This is a genomic window from Actinomycetospora sp. NBRC 106375, from assembly GCF_030269665.1.
Lineage (GTDB): Bacteria > Actinomycetota > Actinomycetes > Mycobacteriales > Pseudonocardiaceae > Actinomycetospora.
Window position 1 is genome coordinate 95,633 of sequence record NZ_BSTS01000013.1, and the last position, 21,685, is coordinate 117,317.

The window sequence follows — 21,685 nt, forward strand, 5'->3', positions numbered from 1 at the left end:
TAGCGCATTCTCGAATCCGATGTTGAAGAGGCCTACCGCACCCAAGTGCTCCAGCGAGTTCGCCCTGCGAGCCGAGATTGCTGGCCGCGCGCCCTGGATGGCAGTGTCATTGGCTACTGTGCCGATCCAGGTGTGAGCCGAGAGTGCTCGCTCGGCCCGAACGTCGGTCTGTTCGACTCCCACACGCAGTCCCTCGAGGCAGCGCTCTGGACTGTTCAGTCCAATGCTGCCCGCCCTCTGATTACCCGCTGCTACCCTTCTCCGAGCTCCACAGAGCGGGAGGCCGGACGTGTTCTTCCTCAGCTACGCTCGTGCGGACGAGACCTCGGTCCAAGCTCTTGTGGTGGACCTACGCCAGCTCGGTGACGTCTGGCTTGATCAGCAAATCGCGGGTGGTCAGGCGTGGTGGCAGGAAATTCTTCGTAATATCAGGGTCGCGGATCTATTTGTCTTTGCCCTCTCAGAGGCTTCGCTAGCGTCGCCGGCCTGTCGCGCCGAATTCAACTACGCGTTGGCCACAAGGCGGCCGATTCTTCCGGTGCAGGTGGGTGAGGCGGTCGACCTCCCGCGCGTCGTCGGTGAGCTCCAGATCGTTGACTACCGTGCTGGTACCACGACGGGCGGTGTCCGCCTTGCGACCGCGGTGCGCCGGTTCGATGGATATCGCTCTCCTCTTCCGAATCCGTTGCCACCCGCCCCTCCGCCGCCGGAGCCGTCGCCGGCGTCTCCCTTGTTCTCGTTACGACGTCGTGCAGCCTTGATCGTGGCTGGGGTGCTTGCTGCTGTGCTGGCTGCCAGCGGGCTGGCCCTCGCCCGATCGAGCTTCGAGTCGCCCGCGCCCGGAACGTTACCTGCGGCGGGGTCGACGCCGACGGAGAGCGTGGCGAATGATTCGCACGAGACCGTTCACGTGCCCGACCTCACCGGTCAGAACCGCCAAGTTGCTACGACTACACTCGGGGCCCTAGGCCTGCGAGTCGCAACGTCCGAAGTCGATGGCGGCGCGCCCGCAGAAACAGTGACTGGCACCTCGCCTGGACCGGGTGCAGCCGTATCGCGGGGCTCGACGGTGATCCTGCAAGTCTCACGCGGCAATCGAATTCAAGTACCTTCACTCATTATGATGACGCCGGCTCGAGCCGCATCGGTCCTGTCGCAAGCGGGCTTCACTGGCACGCTTACCCAGACTCCGCGGCAGGTTCCCGACACTTCCCAAGTCGGTGTGATCCTGAGTCAGAACCCCGGGGCAGGCACCACGGTAGACGCCGGTGGCACTATCCAGGTCGTCGTCGGCAGTAACGGACCATAGAAGGTGAAGTGTGACCTGCGCACCAGCGGTATGAACCACCCGACGTGTCGGACACCGACGCGCTGGAGGGCCAGTCACGCCTCGATCGCTCGGGGCTGCGATCTCGCACCCAAGTCCGCGCCCAAGTCCGCAGATGTTTGCGTGCGGCTCGGCTCTAGAGGCATCAGATGCCCTGCTCGACCTGGATGCTCCGGCAGGATCCGAACCTGCGACAACCCGCTTCAAGGAGGACAGCGGATCGGGAGTATTGGACCTGCTGCCAGGGAGTTTGCCGGCGTTGGATGCCGCAGAACTCGCGCCCGAGAACGGCCCGATCTGAGTTCGCACACAAACCCGCTCCCAGACAGAGATCATCTTCTGTCGGGGTTCATGAGGATCGCGCACCCTCGACTGGCCGCGGTCCTCGCGTTGTAGCCGACGCGAAGAGCGCAGCTCTCCGGACTCGTCGGGGCGATTCAGGTCGACTCGCACCACCCGTGACTCCTGCGCCCACCCCCTCCGAGGGGGGGACAACCCCTTCGGCTGTCGGTTCGACTGGAGGTCGTCGTAGGCGTAACACTTGCGGCGCTCGGTGCGAGATAGGGAGCAACGCCGTTCGTGTAGGGCGGCGGGAAGCGCTTCCAGGGGCGGGGCGGTGTCCTCGCTGGAGACTAAGGAAACGATCAGCGCTGGCGTGTTCCGTCGCTGATCTCTCTGGACGATCGATTCCGGCGCGCGCACGAGGGGGTGTATCGCGTGAGCACGAAGACCACCATCAAGGCTGGCCCTTGCCGTCGGTGAGACCGTAGCAAGGCGATTATTCTGCAGAAGGGCGGGCAGCGATGCTGCCCGCCCTTCCTCTTGCGGGCTCGATTAGCCGCTTCGCCCCTTTGAGTAGAGGCAAGGCCGACGGCTGACTTCTGAGTTGGATCTCGTTGTAATCACGGATGGTGGGTGAGGAGCACCGCGCGGGCCTGGGTGGCGATTGTGTCGCGGCACGCCGCAGCGGTGAGCGGGTCGAGGGCGGAGAGGGTCTCGTCGAGCAGGACGACTGCAGGGCGTTGCAGTAGGGCGCGGGCAGCGTAGACGCGGGTGCGTTCGCCGTCGGAGAGCTGCCATCCGGTTTCGCCGACGTGCTGATTGAGTCCGCCGGGCATGCGGTCGAGCAGTGCGCCCAATTCAAGGGCACGGCACATGCGTTCCGCCTCGGCCATGTCGTCCAGGGTTGGGGGCCAGCCTCGACCGAGGAGCAGGTTGAACAGCAGCGTGCCGGAAAACATGTGGTTGCGGTGATGTTGGGGTACGGCCACGGTTGAGCCGAATCGCAGAATCGTGCCCGTCGAGGGGTTGATCATGCCGGCGAGGGCGGCGATGGCTGTGCTTTTTCCGCTGCCCGAGGGACCGGAGAGCAGCACCTTCTCCTCAGCACGGATGACTTGGGTGAAGGCGGTCAGGCTGGGGGTCTGCCGGCTCGGGTAGGTGACGGTGACGTCGGCCGCGTCGATCTCGACGGCAGGCTCGCCCTCGCTTGGCGAGCCGGGGTACTCCGTACCGGGGGGTTCGAGGGTGCGTCTCGCCGTGGTGGTCCTGTCGGTCGTGGACGTGTCGGCGGCAGCGGTGTCCGGAGCGAGCAGGGTGCGCGCCCGGGTGAGGGCGACCGCGCCGTCGGTGAGGTCGTCGGCGGCAACGGCCAGCGATTCGAAACCCGAGGCGACGAGCAGGACGATTCCGAGGGTGGCGGCGGCCGCGCCGGGGCCGGGGAACGCGTCGAGCCAGGCAGCAGCGAGGACCAGCAGGGCGAGGAGGAGCCAGGCCGGGGCGGTGGCGCCGATGAGCCATGCGCCGAGCCGGTCGCAGCCGCGGGCGGTGCGCGCGATCTCGTCCAGCTCGTCGTCGCCGGCGGAGTCGTCGCCGGCGGGGCGTCCTTGCACCAGCCGTGAGGGGTGCGCGAGGAGTTCTTCGGTGAGCCGGGTGCTCGCGGTGTGCCGCGCGTCGGTCCAGACCTGCTTGAGACGGAGAAACCGCACACCGAGCGCGAGAGTCACGGCAGCGAAGAGGAGCAGGGTGGCGAGCAGGAACTGCCCGTCGGTGACGAGCAGCAGCCCGACCGCGCCGAGGAGCAGTTGCGCGAGCCCGAGACCGGCGGCTGCGCCGCCACCGGCCAGGCCGCTCTCGGCGGCATCGACATCGAAGGTTCGGCCCAGCACCCAGCCAGGTCCGGCTTCATAGACGTCCTCGGGGTCTAGCCGCACGGCGCGGGCAATGACCCGGCGCTTGGCCCAACCGCTGACCCGCACGGTCAGCACCCCGAGCGCGAGCTGGGCCACGGCGCGGGACGCGACGCCCGCTGCTGCGAGCGCGACCCACACACCGAGCCAGCCCAGGTCCTCGCCACCGGCGAGGAGATGGTCGCCAGCCCAGGCCCAGTACCCCCCGAGCAGCAGGTAGCCCATGACGACGAGCAGCACCGTCGCCAGCGTCGGCAGCACGGCGCCTTCGGCGCGCAGGTGCCGGGCGACAGAAGCAGCGGGGCCGGGGCGTAGTCGCACCGCGGCGCCGTCGGACAGCGGCCGCCCCGAACTCAGCGCGGTGGCGGCGCGGTCGCGATGGGCGCGAAGCTCGGGGTAAGCCAAGATAGGGCTGCGACCTTCACCGGCGCGCTCGAGCAGGCTCGCGACCCAGCTCGATCGGGCCCAGCGCCGCCCGGTGGGCGTGATCAGCTGTGCCCACCCCGCGACGGTGCGGCGCACCATGAGCACCTCGTCGCCCCGCACGCACCATCCGGGGCTGAGCTGCTCGATCAGCGCGGCGTTCGGTCGGCCGGCCCACGCCACCGGCACCGCCTCGTATCCGGCCGCGGATGCGGCCGCGACCAGGGCCCGGTACCCGTCGGCGGCCTCTTCCCGGCGTTCCCGCTGCCCGCCCGAGCCGTCGGTGACCGGTGGTGGCGCTGCTCCGATGAGCGCGGCGAGGGCCTCGGCGAAGCACGCGACCGGCCAGAGCCACCCAGTGCCGGAGTGCCCGTCGCGCACGTTGTCGCGGCTCATGGGGTGCTCCCGATAGCGGCCTCAAGGTCGGCTCGTCGCCATCCCGGCGGGTGTGCGGCGTCGTGGTGGGCGCAGAGGAGGGCGGCGAAGTGCCCGTCGGGGCGTGCGGCGAGCTCGTCGGGGGTGCCGTCCTCGATGATCCGCCCGGCTTCCATCACCACGACCCGGTCGAAGCGTCGGGCCTCGGTGGGGTCGTGGGTCGCCCACAGCACGGTCGCGCGCGGATGTGCTTCGAGCAGGCCACTCAGCAGACGTTCGCGGGCGGGGGCGTCGAGACCGCGCGTGGCCTCGTCGGCGATAACCAGGCCTACATCTGTTCGTGCGCCCGGTCGGGAGACGGGGTGGCCTGGTTCCGGCTCGACCACGGTCCGCGCGGCGCGCAGCAGCTGGCCCTCGCCGCCGGAGAGGCGTCGCCCACCGGGGCCGACGGGGCGGTCGCGGGCGTCGGCGAGTCGGCTCAGGACTTTGTCGGCTCCGACTCGTGCGGCTTCCGCGTCGATGATCTCGCGCGAAGGTGGTCGGGGAAGGCTGATGTTGGTGTCGGGATCGCGGTCCCACAGGTCGGTCCGTCCGGTCAGCCACACCGCCCGTCGCCGCACCGCCGCGGGATCGTCGGCCACCCGTGTCGGACCAACGTGCACTGCCCCGGCGACGAGCTCGGCGAGTCCGACCACGGCGTCGAGCAGCGTCGATTTCGCCGACCCGGAGCGGCCGAGCACTGCGACCCGTTGTTCCGCCGGCACATCCAGGGTCAGCTGGTCGATCACGACGGTGCCACCCCGTTGTACCGACACCTGATCGCAGTACACCGGCATCGGCCCCTCGCCGGTGACCGGTGACGTCGGCGTGGACTCGGTGGTGGCGTCGAGCAGGTCCCGGAAGCGCAGCAGGCGATTGCGGGCATCGGGCAGCAGCCGCCCGACGGTGATGATCTCATCGATGGCCACCGGCACCGAGAGGATCAGCAGCAGCAGCATCAGCTTCGTCGCCACGGGCGCGGACATCGTGGCGACCCAGCCCAGCGCGGCCGCGGCCGGCAGCAGCACCGCCAGCCCGATCGCCGCTTCGAGCAGCGCGCTCGCGCGGACCCGTGACGTCGACGCGGTCTGCCATTGGGCCAGTGATCGGCCCTGTTCCCAGCGCAGCGCCGTTCGAGCGTCGTGGTGGGCCAGGGTGGAGAGTCCCAGCAGTCCGTCGAGCAGGTAGCGGCTCAGGACCCCGGCGATAGTGCGCGACCGCAGGTCGAGCTCGGCGACCCGCGACCAGCCCCAGCGAACCCCCAGCACCGGCAGCGCTACCAGCCCCGCGAGCGCCGGCACCGCCTGAGGTATCAGCCACAGCACCGCCACCACCGCGGTCAAGCCGGTGGCCGCAGCGCGCGCCGCGACGCAGAGCAGCCACGGCAGATTCCGGGCCCGGTGCAGCCCGTGCACCCGCTCCACCAGATCCGACGCGGGACGGGTCGCGACCCACCACGGCGCCACCGCCCCCAACCGCTGCGACCACCGGGCCCGCAGGTCCTGCTCCAGCCCGCGACCCGCCCTGCGAGCCGCGGCCGCGCCGGCCCACCCAACCAGGACCTCACCGAGCACCACCGCGACGGCGAGCCAGAATCCGCGACCGCTGCCGGCCACGACATCGCGCAGCGCGAGCGCCTCACCGACCACGCCCGCCCCGGCGAGCACCGCAGCGGCCAGCGCCCAGCGCAGCGAGCGCCACGGCCACAGCATCGACAGCGCCGCCCGCCACGGACCGGACCGGGCCGGCGCCTCCGTACCTGGCGTCGTGGCGCCCGTCTCCCCGTGTCGTGCCGGACTCGCTGTGGAGACGTAGGCCCCGGTGACTCGCACGGCGACCCCGCCGCGGAACTCGACGAGCTCCTCCTCATCATCGCCGTCCGGGGCAGGAGGCAGCCGACGCATGGAGCGGTCCTCGTCATCGAGGTCCTCGGGATGCGCGGCTAGACGGTCGACGAACGCACCGACCTTGGCCGCCGGCAGCGCGCTGGCCTCGCGCAGCCGCGCGGCCACCCGCACCGCGGCGTCCAGCGTCGACAGATCGTCCGGACCGCTGGCGACCGCCGCGGACACGGTGGCGTTCGCTGCGAGCTCGTCGACGCCGATCCCGACCAAACGCTCGAGCAGCGCGCCACGTCCCTGCTCGCCGCTGGCCCAGGCGAACCACGCCTCGAGGGGCACCGAGAGGCGGTGCCGGTAGACCTGCGAGACGAACTGCTTCTCGGCCACGACACGACGGCCCTGCGCGGGGTCCATGATCTCCAGCCGGCCCCGCGAGAGCCGCCGCCAAATCACAACGAAATGGGTCGCTCCGTCCGGCAGCTCCACGACCACCACGGCGGGCAGCACCGCCGCCGCCGCGCGTACCAGGTGATCGACCGGGACCACCACCTGCTCGCACGGCAACCCCAGCTCACCGATCACCAGCTCGAGCGCGTCGATAGACGTGCCGTCCACATCGGTCGCACACCGCGCCCGCAAGGTCTCCACATCGACCTCGGCGCCACAGCCACGCAACAACGCTGCCGCGGCCGCTGGACCGCAGTCCATCGCCGAGAGCTGAACGACTTCCGGTACTCGCGCCATCACGCCCCCCGCCCGCGACGAATTTCCCTTCCCCATCCGTGGGCACCGGCCCCGACACCGGTGTCCTCGACGGGGAATCTTGCATAACCGCCCCACCGGGTACAGATCGGGACGACGACAACGCTCACGCATCCTGGCCCCGCCCGTCGGCCTGCGGAAGACGTCGGCCACCGGCCTGCACGTTCGTCTGTGACTCCACCATGCTCACCTCCCTTCAGCGCCGTCGTGGTTCGCTGCGGACAACGGCGGTTCGCTCAAGGCACTGTCGACAGTCGACCTGAAGGGCCGTCTGTTCCGCCTTGCCGCCCACTTCGTCAACCGCTCGATAATTCGCCATACGCAGCCGATTCTCACGGGAATCGCTTACCGCCGGCCAGCACGTCCGTCCGGGTCGTCACGCCATCCACCTCCTTTCCCGGGTTAGACCTGACGCTCAAGCCCTCATCTCTACGGGAACCGCCTCCCGCCGACCTGCACGTTCGTCTGCGCAGTCACATCCATCACCTCCCGTTCCTGCAGGATCTGGCGCTCGAGCTCCGGGGCTTTACGGGGACCGTCTGCCGCCGGCCTGCACGTTCGTCTGGGTCGTCATGACCTTCACCTCCTTCCCTGCGCGAAGTATGATGCTCAAGCTCCTGTGCTTTACGGGGCCCGCCTGCCGCCGGCCTGCACATTCGTCTGGGTCGTCACGTCTTCCCTCCCTCCCTAAGCAATTCGTTCCTAGATAACTGACGGTCCGGTTGTGCTGCGGCGAGCGGCGCTTCGCGGAGCCGACGTCAGGACTTTCCTATTCAGGAGCCGACACGTCGCCCGCCGGCACAGACGCTCGTCCGAGTCGTCACGCCATTCACCACCTCTCGTCTCCCTCGTCGGATCGGACCCATCTCAGGCGGTGTATCGGCCACCGGCCCGCACGTTCGTCAGCCTTGTCACGCCGTCTCCTCCCTTAATCATCGGATCGCGGACCGCCGTCAGGCGCTCTTTCGGCCGCCGGCCTGCACGTTCGTCAGCGTGGTCACATCCATCACCTCCTCCATCTCGGTCACTTGGGAGCTGATCTCCCTGGACGGGCAGAACTGTGTCTGGCCGCGTTGAAGCTCTGCTGAAATCGATCGGGGAGGGTCAGGCCGAGATCGTGGGCGCACGCAACGTGTCCGGTTGATCACCGTCAGAGCGGTTCCGGCGACTGCTCCCGTATAGCCGATGTCGTCGCTACGATCACGCGTTATGGGGGCGACCACAGGCCGCGTGCTGGGCGGATACCGCCTCGACGGCGTGATCGGCCGGGGTGGGATGGGCACGGTCTACCGCGGGGAGCAGGTGGCTCTCGGCCGTCCGGTCGCGATCAAAGTGATCTCCGCGGGACTCGTGGACGATCCGGGATTCCGCGAGCGTTTCGCGCGGGAGGCGCTCGCCGCGGCCGCGGTCGAGCACCCCAACATCCTGCCGGTCCACGACGCCGGGGAGATCGACGGCGAGCTCTACCTGGCGATGCGGTACGTCCACGGTTCGGACGCCGCCGCCGAGTTGCGCCGCGGCGGAGCGATAGGGCCCGACCGTGCGCTACGGGTGGTCGCGGACGTCGCGGCCGCACTCGACGCTGCCCACGGTGCCGGTCTGGTGCACCGTGATGTGAAGCCAGCGAACATTCTGCTCGACGCCGAACTCGACCGGGCCTACCTCACCGATTTCGGGCTGGCCCGCCGCAGCGGCTCGCACAGCAGCGTGAACTCTGGATGGGCGGGCACGGTGCACTACATCGCGCCCGAACAGATCAAGGGCGACGACATCGACGCGGGCGCCGACGTGTACGCCCTGGCGTGCACTGCTTTCGAGCTGCTCACCGGTCGTCGCCCGTTCGTGCGGGACAACGACCTCGCTGTGTTGTGGGCCCACGTGAGCGATCCGCCGCCGTCGGCCCGATCGGTCAACCCCGACCTGCCCGCCGTTGTCGATGAGGTCATCGGCCGCGGGATGGCGAAGACTTCAGAGCAGCGCTACGCCTCGGCCGGCGACCTGTCCGCCGCCCTCACCGCCGCACTCGCAGGCGACGGCCCGCCCCGACTCCCCGCCACCGCGGCCATCTCGGCCGCACGGCCGTGCGCCCCGAAGGCACGCACGTCCATCGCGGCACTGTGCGGCCTGACCTACGCCGCCGGCGTGACCGTGCAGGCCTCCCTTCCCATTCCGCAGTCGGTGAACGTCACCGCGAACCCGAGCGCGGCGGGCTTGATGGCGTTCTTCACCCAGGAGCGAGGCTTGGCCCTCGCCCAAGCAGGAACCGCCATCGTCGCCGCTGGTGCGCTGCTCGCGTTCCTGTGGACGCTGGACACCGCAGGTATCGCAGGCCGCCTGTCGACGCGAGGAGCGCGCGCCGTGCGCACCCTCGGTGGGTTGGCCTTCGGTCTGGAGGCCGTCGCGCTCATCGCCGAGGTCGCCCCGAGCTTCGGGCTCGCGGCCCGCGGGCGCGGCGATCTCGCCGCCGGATTCTGGGTCGTCGCCGGTCACGTGCACGCCGCGGCCGCGGTCGCGCTCGCGGCCGTCATGGTCCTGCTCGTGCGGGCCACGACCTCGCGGGTGCTGTCCGTTGGGGCCGCTGTCGTGGCGTGCGGGCTGCTCGTCGAAGCCGTGATGGAGCCACGGCTGTTCGCTGCGGGGCGTGCTGGGACCGTCCTGCTGGTCGTCTGGGTGGCGAGTGTGTCCGTCGCCGAACTGGTCCGCTCGCGGGAGCTGGCTGATGTCTGAGTCGAGAGACGACGCGGCCACGGAGACCTCCGGCGGCCGTTGGCCTGCTCCGGACACCGGTGGCGCGACGTCCGGAGAGGAGCAACCGCCCGCCAGACTGACCTCGGGCGGTGGCGGCCTTGGGTTCCTCATTCCCGCGGCAGGCGGATTGATCCTGGCGGCGAGTGTCCTCGCCACCAACTTTCTGCCGTTCCCGCTGGTCGAGATGGACGACCCGGTGCATCCCACCCCGTCGGAGTGGGAGCGGTTCTTCGCGATCGCCGGGGGTGCGCAGCTGCGCCTCACGTTGGTCAATTCCGTCGGGATCGTGTTCCAATTCGCGTTTCTCGTCGTGCTGGCCCGGGTCGTCGCTCCAGCGGGCGGAGTCCGCGCGTTCGTGCTGGTCGCAGCCGGCGCCTTGGGTTCGTTGTTGGCGCTCGCCTCGCTGGCAGTGTTCACCGCTCCCGTAGTCATGACCGTCTCTGGCTCCGACATGCAGGCCCTCGACGACCTCTCCCAGTTCGCTGATGCGGTGAGTTTGGTCCTGGCCGGAGTCGAGGTGGCGCTGGCGGGGTTGGCCATTCTGGCTGGTCGTAGCCTTCCGCGTTGGCTCGGCTGGGCCTCGCTCCCGTTGGGGGTACTCCTCGCGGGACTCTCTGGCTCGCAGCTGCTGGCGGGTGAGGTGCTGTTCCCCGACGGGCGGAACCTCGCCTTCGCCGGGTTCCTGATCTGGAATGTCGCGGCGAGCGTGTGCCTGCTCGTGCACGGCCCGGCGCGCTCACCTCGATGATCGAGTTCCGCGTCCTCGGGCAGCTCGAGGTCGTGCGCGAGGGGGAGAGCCTGAACCTGCGCGGCCCCAAGCAACGGTCGGTGCTGGCGATGCTGCTGCTCAACGCCGGTCGGGTCGTCGCCGTACACGAGCTCGTCGACGGCATCTGGGGCGAGCGCCCGCCCGACACGGCGGAGAACACGGTGCAGGTGTACGTCTCGACGTTGGCTCGCACCCTCGAACCCGACCGTCCCGCTCGTGATCGCGAGCTGATCCGTACCCGAGGTGGCGGCTACGTTCTCGAGCTCGGCGCGCACCCTCTGGATCTGCAAATGTTTCTCACCGAGGTTGCCGATGCTCACGCCCTGCTCCAGCGCCACCGCCATGCGGAGGCATCGGCGTTGTTCGAGCGGGCTCTGAGCCGGTGGCGAGGCCCGGCGCTGGGAGATCTCGGCGACCAGCCGTTCGCGGCCACAGAGATCCCGGCAATCGAGGAAAGCCGGCTCGCCGCTATCGAAGCGAGCCTCGAGGCCGAGATGGCCCTTGGACGGCATGGCTCGGCCATCCCTCGCCTGACACGCCTTGTCGACCAGCATCCGTTGCGCGAGCGGTTCCATGCCCAGCTGATGACCGCGCTCTATGCCGCTGAGCGCCAGGCCGATGCTCTCGAGGTCTATCGGCGGGCCCGCGCCGTGCTCCACGACGAGCTCGGCGTTGACCCCGGTGAGCGCCTGAACCACCTGCACCAGGCGATCCTGCACGGCGACGTCATCGATGCCGTGGTTCTCCCCGCCAAGGATGGAGCGACCGTCGACTTCCGGGACAGCGACGGGCAGACCCGACAGATGACGCTCGACCCGGCACGGACGGTGACCATCGGCCGGCGCTCGACCAACGACATCTGCCTCGCCGGTGACTCCCAGGTCTCCCGCAGCCACGCGCGACTCGAGCCGGGCGTCGACGGTTGGGGCCTCGTCGACGACGGGCCGTCCCACAATGGGACGTTCGTCAATGGCGACCGCGTCGAGGGTAGCTGTCGGCTTCACGACGGCTCGGTCATCCGGGTCGGGCGAACGGTCTTGATCTTCCGGGAGGCCGCACCCGAGCTCTCCGTCGTCGTAGGGGAGTCGAGCCCGACCAGCGCCGCGTCGCTGCCCCGCCACGCCGACGTCGACGAACCGTCCCGAGACCTACTCCGAGCGCTACGAGACGAGCTTTCATCGGATGTCACCAGGGCGACCTCACACCAGCTCTCCCAGCGACTGGCGGCCCGCACCGGACTGACCCTCGAGGCGGTCTCGTCTACGCTCGCCCGGCTGCGACGACAGTTCGACGTCGCCGACACTCCCACGCCCGACCAAGATCACCTCCTCCTTGACCGGGCCCGCGCCCTTGGACTGCTCCGACTCGAGACCTGAGCGTCGTCGCGGCTGCTACGGCGACGTGCCGACCGTGGTTTCAACGCCCTTTCAGCGACCTCTGGCACCGTTCTGTTCGTCGCCGAGACCAGCGGATTCGGAAAGATGATCGTGGACGCGAGGGGAGGAAATCGTGACCGCAACGACGAACGTCAAAGCTGGCCCGAGGATCAGCCGATTCTGACGCTACATGCAGTTCCGCCATCTACTTCCGCTGATGGCACTACCACTACTAAATGCTTCAACGGGACCGAGCGAAGCAAAGGGAGGCGAAGGCCGTGAACGCGGACCGATGCGAGTCTCCCGAGGGTTGAAAGCGCAAGGTGCTGGGACCTTTCGCCCGCCGAGTGTCGTTCTCCTTTCCTAAAGGCGTCGGAAGCGGCAGACCTCGGCGAGACCGGCCTGACACCGAGGGACCCTATGGATCTATTGGGAGAGGGGGTGACCATGTTCACGCGGACCGAGATCAAGGCAGGACCGTTCAGGCGCTCCTGATCGAACCACGCGATGTGTGCAGCATCGCTGGCCTGAAGAACGTCGGGCCAGGGCCGCGGGGTCGCACTCCGCACTGACCCCGCGGCCCGCGCGCCATATACCCGCTCCAGATTTGATCTTTACGGCTGCGCTCGTCACGAGTAGGCAGCGTTCCGCCGGCTTGGAGTCACATCGGAGATCGTCCCCCTGAACCCCGCGCAAAGTGTCCCGGGACCTGGTGCTCTAGTGCCGCCGAGGTCAACGCTCATGCCCGCGGTTGCCCCCAGGCCTCCATGGTGGAGGGCGTTACACCTGCGGCGCGGGCGGCGATCGACGCGAGGTAACCGTTGAGGTAGTCGACGAGGTCGGCGGTGTCGTCGTCGAACGACTGCCCTCCGAGACGACAGGCGTTCCGGCTCGCCAGCGGAGCGAGCGCTTCGGGAAGGGCGTCGGCGCGAGGCATCGCCGCGCCGTCGACTAGCACCGGGATGACGAGGAGCCGCGCGCGGAGGCCGTGTTCGATCTCGATCCGGACGAGGTCGGCAGGGTCGTCGAGGCGGCGCCGCCCCCTGCGCCCGGCTCGCAGCCATCCGCGCCCGATCATCACCAGCATCACGGCGCTGCGCGCGATCGCGTTCCTGAGGTCGTCCCGGAATTCCGCTCCGGGTCGGATCGACCGCACGTCGAGGAAGACCTGGGGATCACCGAGCCGCTGCCGGAGGAGGTTATCGAGGCGCTCGGCGGCACGGTCGGTGTCGGACCGGCGGTAGCTGATGAAGACCGCCGCTGTCGGCGCGCGCAGTGCCGAGCGGGCCGCGGAGGCCACGTCGTGAGCCGACCGGAATCGACCCTCCGGCGTCTTGGCCATTCCTCGGGCGATGACCTGGTCGAAGGCCCTCAACGCCGGCGAGGTGTCGGACGGACGCGGCGGAGGCGCATCGAGATGGGCCCGCACGACGTCCAGGGCTGCCTCGCCGCGGAAAGGCCGGCAACCGGAGAGACATTCGTAGAGGACACACGTCAGTTCGTAGATGTCGGCGCGGTGATCTACCGGCCTGTCCTGCACTTCCTCGGGTGCGATGTAGAGCTTGGCGGCAAAGTAGCCCACCGTCTGGTCGTCCCGATGGCCCACACCGTGGCCGAGCCCGAAATCGATGAGGTAGGCGAAGCCGGACAGACCGCCTCCTCGCGCATGCGCCAGCATGATGTTGGCCGGCTTGACATTGCGGTGCAGCAGCCCGGCGCTGTGCGCGGCCCCCAACGCTGCGGCAACTTGCTCGACCACGCTCACGCTCATCTCCGGCGTGAGGCCGCGCCCGGCGATCGCCTTCTCGAGGTCGACCCCGTCTACCAACTGCATCTCGATGAACAAGCGCCCGTCGATCTCGCCGTAGGTATGGGTCGGGACCACGTGGGGCTCGTTCAACCGGCACGCGATCTCCGCTTCGCGGGCGAACCGGGCACGGAACTCGTCGTCGGCGGTCAGCTCCTCCCGGAGCACCTTCAGGGCGACCGTCCGGTCGTTCAGGCTTGTATCGACCGCGCGCCAGACCTCCCCAGAGCTGCCCCGACCGAGGAGGGCGTCGAGCCTGTATCGCCCGAACCGTTCTCCGACCGCGACCACGGCGCGACCTCTCGCTCACACCTGACGGAACGAAACACTAGCCGGAAACGACCGTGTCGTGTGTTCCGGAGAGGCGCGCCGCACCTGAGCCACCTCCGACGGGCGATGTCATCGGGGCTGACACAGACGCCCTCACCTTCGCCTGGTTGATGGACGAGGACTGACCCGGTCCCCCCGGGCTGAACCCCACCGCCGTGTCGGACACCGGCGCGCTGGAAGGCCGGTCACGCGTCTACTGCTCGGCGCCGCGACTCTCGCACCCAAGCACCGCACCCAAGGACGCGGTTACATACGCGCGGCGCCGCACTGCTGGCACCAGATGCCCTGCTCGACCTGGGTGCCCCCGGCAGGATTCGAACCTGCGACAACCCGCTTTAGGAGGACGGCGGACGGCCGGCACTGGGCCTGCTACCAGGGACTTTGCTGGCGGGGCACGTTGCAGAACTCGCACCCGCGGCGGGGTGCGACCCCAGTTCGCACCCTAACCCGCACCCAGATAGAGATCGTTTCGTGGGCGTCGGAACGATCACTGAAGGGGCGTGTCACGCGCGAAGATTGACCTTGCGAACACTCGTGCCCAAGGGCAGCCCGAGGCACGTCGCTGCTCGTGCTCAAAGCATCGCGATGTCGCCGGATCGTGATCAGTGCTGGCTCCAGCGGAGGTCCATCGTCCGCTATCCGCGCCAAGGACCCGCTGTTCGGCGCACTGGAACTCTGAGTCGGTCAAGACCCCTCGGTCGCGGAGGGCGGCAAGCTTGCCGAGCTCCTCGGCGAGCCCGCCCGCCCCCGCCGTGACGGCGGGTGGCGAAGCGCGCGCGGCTGCTGGGGCTACGACCCCCGTTGGCCGCTTGATCTCCGCGATCCGGGCGCGCATCTCGTTCAGGCGGGGCAGCGCCCGCTGGTACAGGTCGCGCGGCATCGGAGCGCGGTGCGGGTCGTCATCCGCTGGTGCGCACTGGGAGGGGCCCCCGTCGAGGTGATCGGGACAGCGCCGAACGAGAAGGCTCGGGAGACCCGCGCGCCGGGCGGCCTCGCGGAACCAGAGCCGCCGCCGGCCCGGGGCGAGCGCACCGACCTCGCCGAAATCGACCACCGCCGGCGCGACGCCCCGGACCCGGCGTCGCTGCTGCTCGCCGCAGCCATGGCCCGGTACGCGGGCGACTCGGCGTCCGTCAGCGGGCCGTCGGCGCCCACGCCGAGCAAGGCGACCGTGGAGGCTGGTCCGCGACGACGGCCGACCGCCCCACCCACAGCACCGCGCCCGCCGCCACGGGCGTGGGCGCGCCACTTGGCGACGTCCCGTCGGGACCTCACGCACCAGCGGGCGAGGCGGACGACGGTCTCGGCGGACCCGTCGGCGTGTCGCCCGCCGCCGACGGCGCGGTCCTCGGCAGCGCGGAGCCGGCGGCTATTCGGTAGAATCAGCTTGATCCGCGAACCCCTTGAACTGCTGGCTCGGCCAATCCTGACGGGGGGAAGGCTGTGCACAATTGTGTCCTGCGCCCACCGCTCGCTGAAACCGGCGAGGAAAGCAAGCGCGCAGAAGAAGAGTCCGACGTCGGCTACGGCGCCGACGGTCGGTACTGCGATTGGTACGAGTCCACCCTGTATAAAAGTGAAGAGGGCTGCCGCGAGTACCGCGCCGATGATGGGCCGGAATGCGCCTGCAAGCGCGGTCATCAGGTGGGTTTGATCGGTGTCGATATCTAACTGTTGGCCACGAGTGAGACGAACCATAACGCTCACTACGGCGCCGATCGCTCCGGCGCCTAGGCAAGTTGCGAGCTGACGGTTGACTCCAGGCTCGCCGACTTGGAAACGCATTACCGACACATAGAACACCGCGACGGCGACGATCAGCAGGCCTGCGGGGAAGCCGCTCAAGTACCGTTGCAGCGCGACGCGACGAACGGATTGACTTACGAAACGGCGGATCGATCGATGCTCCTTGTGTCCGGAGTCGATCGTCGCCTTGAGACGATCCTCCTTGCGCGGCACCGTCAGAATCGCCTAGACCTCCTAGAGTAGTCCCCCCCTGAGGCGAAGAGAATTCACGTTATCTCGCTCCCGGTCGAGCGCGACCTGGTCGCCTTGAGCGCGTCCGGATATACTGCCGTACTGGTGCCAGGGTGTGATAGAACGTCATCTTGTCGGGAGTCTATCGCAGCGCCATCTCTCAGGTTCGCGACTGCTTCGTCACACCTTCCCAGCACCCCGGCCAACGGCACTCGACGAGCACACGGACACGCGTGTGGTTCCGCTTGAGCTTCGGGGTTGTGGGCCGGACTGGGTGAGGGAAGAAACCTGGACTCATGTCGCCCTGGCTCGTCGCAATCAGCGGCGGTGGTGGCCTCCCCGGCATTTATGCGCTGCTCAAGTACCGCTGGAAGCTCAAGCTCATCGAACACACCCTGGGCGACGAGCGCGGCATCGAAGCGGTCGACGCCGTTTCGCGGACCCTGCACCGATCGCCGAGGCCGTGCGCGAGCGTCGAGAGGCCCGCTCCAAGTGGAAGGCGAAGCGCACACATCGGTCAGCCCGACCGCCTAGTGGAGCGCCGCCTAGAGGGCGGCCAGCGACAGAAATGGTGCTGCGAGGTCGCCGAGCGGGTCGAGGCAGCACTCGCTCAGCCGGACATAATGCGTGCTCGTTCGTCCGCATCACCTTTGTCGTCGATCAGGGCGCTGATCTCAGCCGTCGGAGTGAGTCCGAGCTCCTCGTCGAGCAACTGGGCGAAGCTGCGGTAGGCGCGCCGTGCCTCGCCAAGGTTGCCTTCCGCGAGATGTGCGCGTATCAGGGTGCGGTGGGCGCTCTCGCGCAACGCGTCGCGTCGCACCGCAGCCAGCGCAGCCTCGATTGCCAGCCCGAACTGCCCCTGAGCGGCTAAACGATCTGCGATCGTCTCGAGCAGGTGCAGGCGCAACTGGTGCAACCGCTCCCTCTCGTGGACCAGCCAGGGCTCATCCCAGTCGACGAGCAGGTCGTCCCCGGGACTCCACCAGGTCGGTAGGTCCCCGGGAGCGTCGTGCAGGACGGCCATGGCGCCGTCGACGAACTCACGCACATCGACCCAAGCGTGGGCGTCGACCTCGATCGCGTCCCCGCGCGCGAACACCAGCGCAGGCGCAGCCTGGTTCACTCGCCAGATACCGGTGCGCAGGCTGGCCAGGGCGCGCGGTTCGGGTGCCTCCGGCCAGAGTGTGCCGGCCAATCGGCCTCGGCTGGTGCGTCCATGCAGCGCGAGGACCGCGAGCAGTCGCTGCGCAGCCCCGGGAAGCTCGATCGGACGCCCGTCGATTCGCAGACGGAAGACGCCGAGCAGCGACAGCTCGACGGCCTCGGTTCGATGTTCGTCAGTGGGCGGCCGGGCCCGTCGCCGCGCCTTGCTCTCGACGAAAGCCACTGGCGCGATCGACGTCCTTTCGACTCCCCCCGATCGACGCATTTCCTAACGTCCTTCCCGAGTGCGGAGCGTGATCGACCTCGACTATGCCCCGCCAGTTCGAGACGAACAGCATCCGAAAGAGTGATGCCGCAAGCGATCGACCCCGTGAAGGTCGCATTTGTACACTGACAGTCACATCTCCTCGTGGTGTCGGCCTCTCATCGGGTTGGCCTACCTCCTGGCTGACGTAGCGCTGACAACGGGGTGACGACGGAGTGACGCCGGCCCGCGAGCGTGCCCCGACATCAGGCGCCACCGGCCCGAGGAGCCTCATGACCACGCCGCAGCTGTCCGCCCCGGGTGTGTACGTCCAGGAGGTCCCCAGCGCGTCGCGGGCGATCACCGGCGTCGCGACCGCCGTCGCAGCCTTCCTCGGACGCGCGCGCACCGGGCCCCTGGACACGCCGGTCGCCATCGGTTCGTTCGGTGAGTTCGAGCGCGTCTTCGGTGGGCTGTGGCGGGACAGCGGCCTCGGCTACGCCGTGCGCGACTACTACCGCAACGGCGGCGGCAACGCGGTCGTCGTGCGCCTCGGCAACCCCGTGACCGGCGCGCCGGTCACGGCGACCGCCGTCGTGGGCGGGGTGACCTTTCGCGCCACCGAACCCGGCGAATGGGCCAACGGTCGCGTGGTGCGAGCCAGTCCGAGCCTGGCGCCCGGTGTCACGCCTGAGGCGGTTCGCTCCCACGCCGGTGAGGCGGCCGAGGCCCTCGAGATCGCCAGGCGGGAGCTGGAGGAGGCCGAGACCGACGCACGGGACGCCGAGGACGCGGCACGCGAGGCCGAAGCGGCCGCCGCGACCAACAAGAACAAGCAATCCAACGCGACGACCAAGCGCAGAGCGGCCGACGAGGCGCCCCAGAAGGTCGACGCCGCCCGGGCGAAGCACGCGGAGGCCGAGGAGGCCGCCGAGGCGGCCGCGGTCGACCTGGCCGCCCTCACGTTGCTCGAGGAGATCGCCGAGGGCCAGAGCGTCGCCGTCGCCGATCTGTGGGATCTCGACGTCCTCGCGGGCTCGCCGGTCGACGAGCACCACGCCCGGGTCGAGCCCCAGCCCACGGTGCTCGAGTCGCACCCGCACGTCACGTTCGTCGATGGACCGCGCCGGGTCGATCTCGTGCTGCAGGGTTCGAGGCTGATCCGCCTCCAGTCGGTTCACCCGAATCCGCCGACGCTCCCGGCAAGCCCGCCGGCCGCCACGAGTCCCGCCACTACTCCCGCGACGACTCCCGCGACGACTCCCGCGACGACTCCCGCGACGACTCCCGCGACGACTCCCGCGACGACTCCCGCGACGACTCCCGCGACGACGACCGCCGCCGCGGACGCCCCGTCCGATCTGGCCACGGGCGGGACGAGCACGGCCCCCACGGGCCCGGGCACACCGACCACCCCCACCGGACCGGCCGCTCCTACCTGGGTGCTGGGCGAGGTGACAGGCGGTGGCGACGGCACCGAGCTGACCGCGGACGCCTACACCGGCACCGGCTTCCTCGCCGAGAAGCGGGGTCTCTACGCGCTCGAAGCGTTCGACCTGTTCACCCTCCTCTGCCTCCCGCCGTCGACGCCGGGCGGTGAGCTCCCGGACACGGTCTGGGCCGACGCGATGGCCTACTGCGCGCAACGCCGGGCCTTCCTGCTCGTCGATCCGCCACCGGGCAGGTCCGCCGACGACATCGGCTCCTGGGCCCGCACCCACGGACTGGTCGGCACCGCGAGCCGCAACGCGGCCCTGTACTTCCCGCGGGTGCGCGCAGCCGATGCCCTGCGGGACGGGACGACCGGCGAGTTCGCGCCGTGCGGGGCGGTGGCCGGCGCCATCGCCGACACCGACGCCCGCCGGGGCGTGTGGAAGGCCCCGGCCGGACAGGAGGCCGGGCTCGTCGGTCTCTCCGGGCTGTCGGTCGAGCTCACCGACGACGAGCACGGACGGCTGCCACGGGAGGTCAACGCCCTGCGGACGTTCCCGTCGGTCGGCCCCGTCGTCTGGGGTGCCCGGACGCTGCGCGGTGCCGATGTGCTCGCCGACGAGTACAAGTACGTGCCGGTCCGGCGTCTCACCCTCTATCTCGAGGAGAGCCTGCACCGAGGGACGCAGTGGGTCGTGTTCGAGCCGAACTCCGCGACGCTGTGGTCGCAGATCCGCGCCAGCGTGACCGCGTTCATGCAGGACCTCTTCCGCCAGGGCGCCTTCGCCGGAGGCCGGCCCCGTGAGGCCTACTCCGTGCGTTGTGACGGGGACACGACCACGCCGGACGACGTCGCCCGGGGGCTCGTGAACATCCGGGTCGGCTTCGCCCCCCTGCGGCCCGCGGAGTTCGTGGTCGTCGGGATCCAGCAGATGACTGCGGACGCCGCGAGCTGAACACGGACAGGAGGGATGCCCGATGGCCGAGTTCGCGGTGAACGCGCGGCGCTTCGACCCGTACAAGAACTTCAAGTTCAAGGTCAAATGGGATGGGCGCTACATCGCCGGGGTGAGCAAGGTCAGCGCCCTGCGACGCACCACGGAGGTCGTGCGGCACCGGCACGGGGGCGATCCCAGCAGCAGCCGCAAGTCGCCCGGCCGCACCGAGTACGAGGCCGTCACCCTCGAGCGCGGGGTGACCCACGATCCCGAGTTCGAGCGGTGGGCGAACAAGGTGTGGAACTGGGGTGCGGCCGTGGGCTCGGAGACGTCGCTCGCCGACTTCCGCAAGGACATCATCGTGGAGGTCCTCAACGAGGCCGGTCAGGTCGCGCTGTCCTACACGCTCTACCGGTGCTGGGTCTCGGAGTTCCACGCCCTGCCCGATCTGGACGCGAACGCCAACGCGACCGCGATCCAGTCGCTGAAGCTGGAGAACGAGGGCTGGGAGCGCGACGTCGCGGTGATCGAGCCGGCCGAGCCGACGTTCGAGCCGTGAGCCGTCGATGACCCGGCTGCCCCGCTCCGCGGGTCCGTCCGACGCCGCAGCCCACCTGGCGGCGTGGGAGGCGGCCGCCGTGGTGCCGGCGGTGGCGAGGCCGGCGGTCCTGCTAGCGCATCTCGACGACGTCGCCGAAGCCGCCCTGGATGTCCCGATCGGGGTCTGCGCGGCGTGGTCGGCGGCCGAGCTGTCCCGGGTCGGCGGGACCGACGTCGACGTCGTCCTCACCTGTGCGGCCTGCGCCGCCGAGCTCGAGATCACGCTCGACGTCGAGCCGTGGGCAGCGGTGCCGCACACGTCCTCCGTCGCGGAGGAGGCCAGCGTCTCGACCGTCTCCGGCGAGGTCAGCGTCCGGGCTCCGACCACTCGCGACCTGCTCGCTTGTCGCGACACGGGGAACCCGGTCGCGGCACTGCGCGCCCGCTGTCTGCGTGGCGCTGACCGCGGCGAGCTCACCGTCGCGCAGCTCGCGCACCTCACGTCGGCTGACCTCGGACGGATCGACGACGCCGCCCGCGAGCTCTCGGGCCCGGCGGGCGCGGTGATCCGGACCTCCTGCCCCGCGTGCGACGCCGACGTCGTCGTGCCCCTCGACCTCGGGGCGCTGTGGTGGGAGCAGACCGCGGCAGACGCACGCCGGCTGCTCGCCGAGGTCGCCGTCCTGGCCCGGGCGTTCGGCTGGGGCGAGGACGCCGTGCTCGCGCTCTCCCCGACGCGCCGGGCGACGTACCTCGCGCTCGCGGGCGAGGCCGGCGTCCCGTGACCGGGTTCTTCGCCGAGATGGCGGCCCGCGCCCAGGACACCGCGCCGGCGGTGGGGCTGCGTCGTCGTGCTCGCTATGAGCCCGGGAGCGCCCCGGTGCCGGTCACGACGGAGGCCGCCGGCGCGACGTGGGGCGAGCACGTCGAGCCGCATCCCGGCGCACCGACGGGCGATCACGCCGATGCCCCTCGCATCGATGCCCCTCGCATCGATGCCCCTCGCATCGATGCCCCTCGCATCGATGCCCCTCGCATCGATGCCCCTCGCATCGATGCCCCTCGCATCGATGCCCCTCGCATCGATGCCCCTCGCACCGATGCCCCTCGCACCGATGCCCCTCGCACCGATGCCCCTCGCACCGATGCCCCTCGCACCGATGCTCCTCGCACCGATGGCCCCTACGCCGTGGGTCGTGGCGGGCCCGGCGCGGACGGCGACCAGCGGCTCGGCTCGTCCGAGAGGCTTCCGGGGGTCGAGGGAACCGCGGCGACGGCGAGGTCTGTCGAGCCGATCGGCCCCCCGACCGCATCGACGTCGGGTCCCGGTGCCGCGGGGCTGGCCGCGACGACGTCGGGTGCGGTCGGGGGCGTGCCGGTGCTCGCGGTGCCACGGGACGGGCGG

At 69.8% G+C, this 21,685-nt stretch carries 12 protein-coding genes; 7 read left to right on the forward strand and 5 right to left on the reverse strand.

Annotated elements, in window-relative coordinates:
* Window positions 1–289: 289 nt before the first annotated feature.
* The gene (locus QSK03_RS21820; protein ID WP_285656606.1) at window positions 290–1,309 is read left to right on the forward strand and encodes a PASTA domain-containing protein; all 1,020 of its coding nucleotides are present in this window, start codon (window positions 290–292) and stop codon (window positions 1,307–1,309) included.
* A 920-nt stretch (window positions 1,310–2,229) separates the two neighbouring features.
* Here the strand turns inward: QSK03_RS21820 and QSK03_RS21825 are convergent.
* Window positions 2,230–4,335, reverse strand: coding sequence for an ATP-binding cassette domain-containing protein (locus QSK03_RS21825; RefSeq protein ID WP_285656607.1), 2,106 nt, complete (start codon window positions 4,333–4,335; stop codon window positions 2,230–2,232).
* Complete coding sequence (locus QSK03_RS21830) at window positions 4,332–7,109, reverse strand: cysteine peptidase family C39 domain-containing protein (RefSeq protein ID WP_285656609.1); 2,778 nt, start codon at window positions 7,107–7,109, stop codon at window positions 4,332–4,334. The genes QSK03_RS21825 and QSK03_RS21830 overlap by 4 nt, the downstream gene beginning before the upstream one ends.
* Window positions 7,110–8,186: 1,077 nt before the next feature.
* On the opposite strand from QSK03_RS21830, the gene QSK03_RS21835 reads away from it, so the two are divergent.
* The 3 genes from QSK03_RS21835 to QSK03_RS21845 are packed head-to-tail and all read left to right on the forward strand — an operon-like array spanning window position 8,187 to window position 11,849.
* Window positions 8,187–9,683 carry a serine/threonine-protein kinase gene (locus QSK03_RS21835; RefSeq protein WP_285656612.1) on the forward strand — a complete coding sequence of 499 codons (1,497 nt, stop codon included), beginning with the start codon at window positions 8,187–8,189 and terminating at the stop codon, window positions 9,681–9,683.
* Window positions 9,676–10,452 (forward strand): hypothetical protein, encoded by a 777-nt coding sequence (locus QSK03_RS21840; RefSeq protein WP_285656615.1) that lies wholly within the window; start codon window positions 9,676–9,678, stop codon window positions 10,450–10,452. Before QSK03_RS21835 ends, QSK03_RS21840 begins: the two co-directional genes overlap by 8 nt.
* Window positions 10,449–11,849 carry a BTAD domain-containing putative transcriptional regulator gene (locus QSK03_RS21845; RefSeq protein WP_285656618.1) on the forward strand — a complete coding sequence of 467 codons (1,401 nt, stop codon included), beginning with the start codon at window positions 10,449–10,451 and terminating at the stop codon, window positions 11,847–11,849. Before QSK03_RS21840 ends, QSK03_RS21845 begins: the two co-directional genes overlap by 4 nt.
* A 739-nt stretch (window positions 11,850–12,588) precedes the next feature.
* Here the strand turns inward: QSK03_RS21845 and QSK03_RS21850 are convergent.
* Entirely contained in the window at window positions 12,589–13,947 is a 1,359-nt protein-coding gene (locus QSK03_RS21850) for a protein kinase domain-containing protein (protein WP_285656621.1), read from the reverse strand.
* Between the two features lie 2,626 nt (window positions 13,948–16,573).
* Window positions 16,574–17,350: an AfsR/SARP family transcriptional regulator gene (locus QSK03_RS21855; RefSeq protein ID WP_285656624.1), complete on the reverse strand. Its 777-nt coding sequence runs from the start codon at window positions 17,348–17,350 to the stop codon at window positions 16,574–16,576.
* A 314-nt stretch (window positions 17,351–17,664) separates the two neighbouring features.
* Between QSK03_RS21855 and QSK03_RS21860 the strand changes: the two genes are divergently transcribed.
* The 3 genes from QSK03_RS21860 to QSK03_RS21870 are packed head-to-tail and all read left to right on the forward strand — an operon-like array spanning window position 17,665 to window position 21,065.
* Entirely contained in the window at window positions 17,665–19,758 is a 2,094-nt protein-coding gene (locus tag QSK03_RS21860) for a phage tail sheath family protein (RefSeq protein ID WP_285656627.1), read from the forward strand.
* Between the two features lie 22 nt (window positions 19,759–19,780).
* Entirely contained in the window at window positions 19,781–20,299 is a 519-nt protein-coding gene (locus tag QSK03_RS21865) for a phage tail protein (protein WP_285656630.1), read from the forward strand.
* Between the two features lie 7 nt (window positions 20,300–20,306).
* On the forward strand, window positions 20,307–21,065 hold the full coding sequence (locus QSK03_RS21870) for a hypothetical protein (protein WP_285656633.1): 759 nt from the start codon (window positions 20,307–20,309) through the stop codon (window positions 21,063–21,065).
* A gap of 172 nt (window positions 21,066–21,237) precedes the next feature.
* Here the strand turns inward: QSK03_RS21870 and QSK03_RS33190 are convergent, their stop codons facing one another.
* On the reverse strand, window positions 21,238–21,453 hold the full coding sequence (locus tag QSK03_RS33190; protein WP_352232024.1) for a pentapeptide repeat-containing protein: 216 nt from the start codon (window positions 21,451–21,453) through the stop codon (window positions 21,238–21,240).
* Window positions 21,454–21,685: the final 232 nt, after the last annotated feature.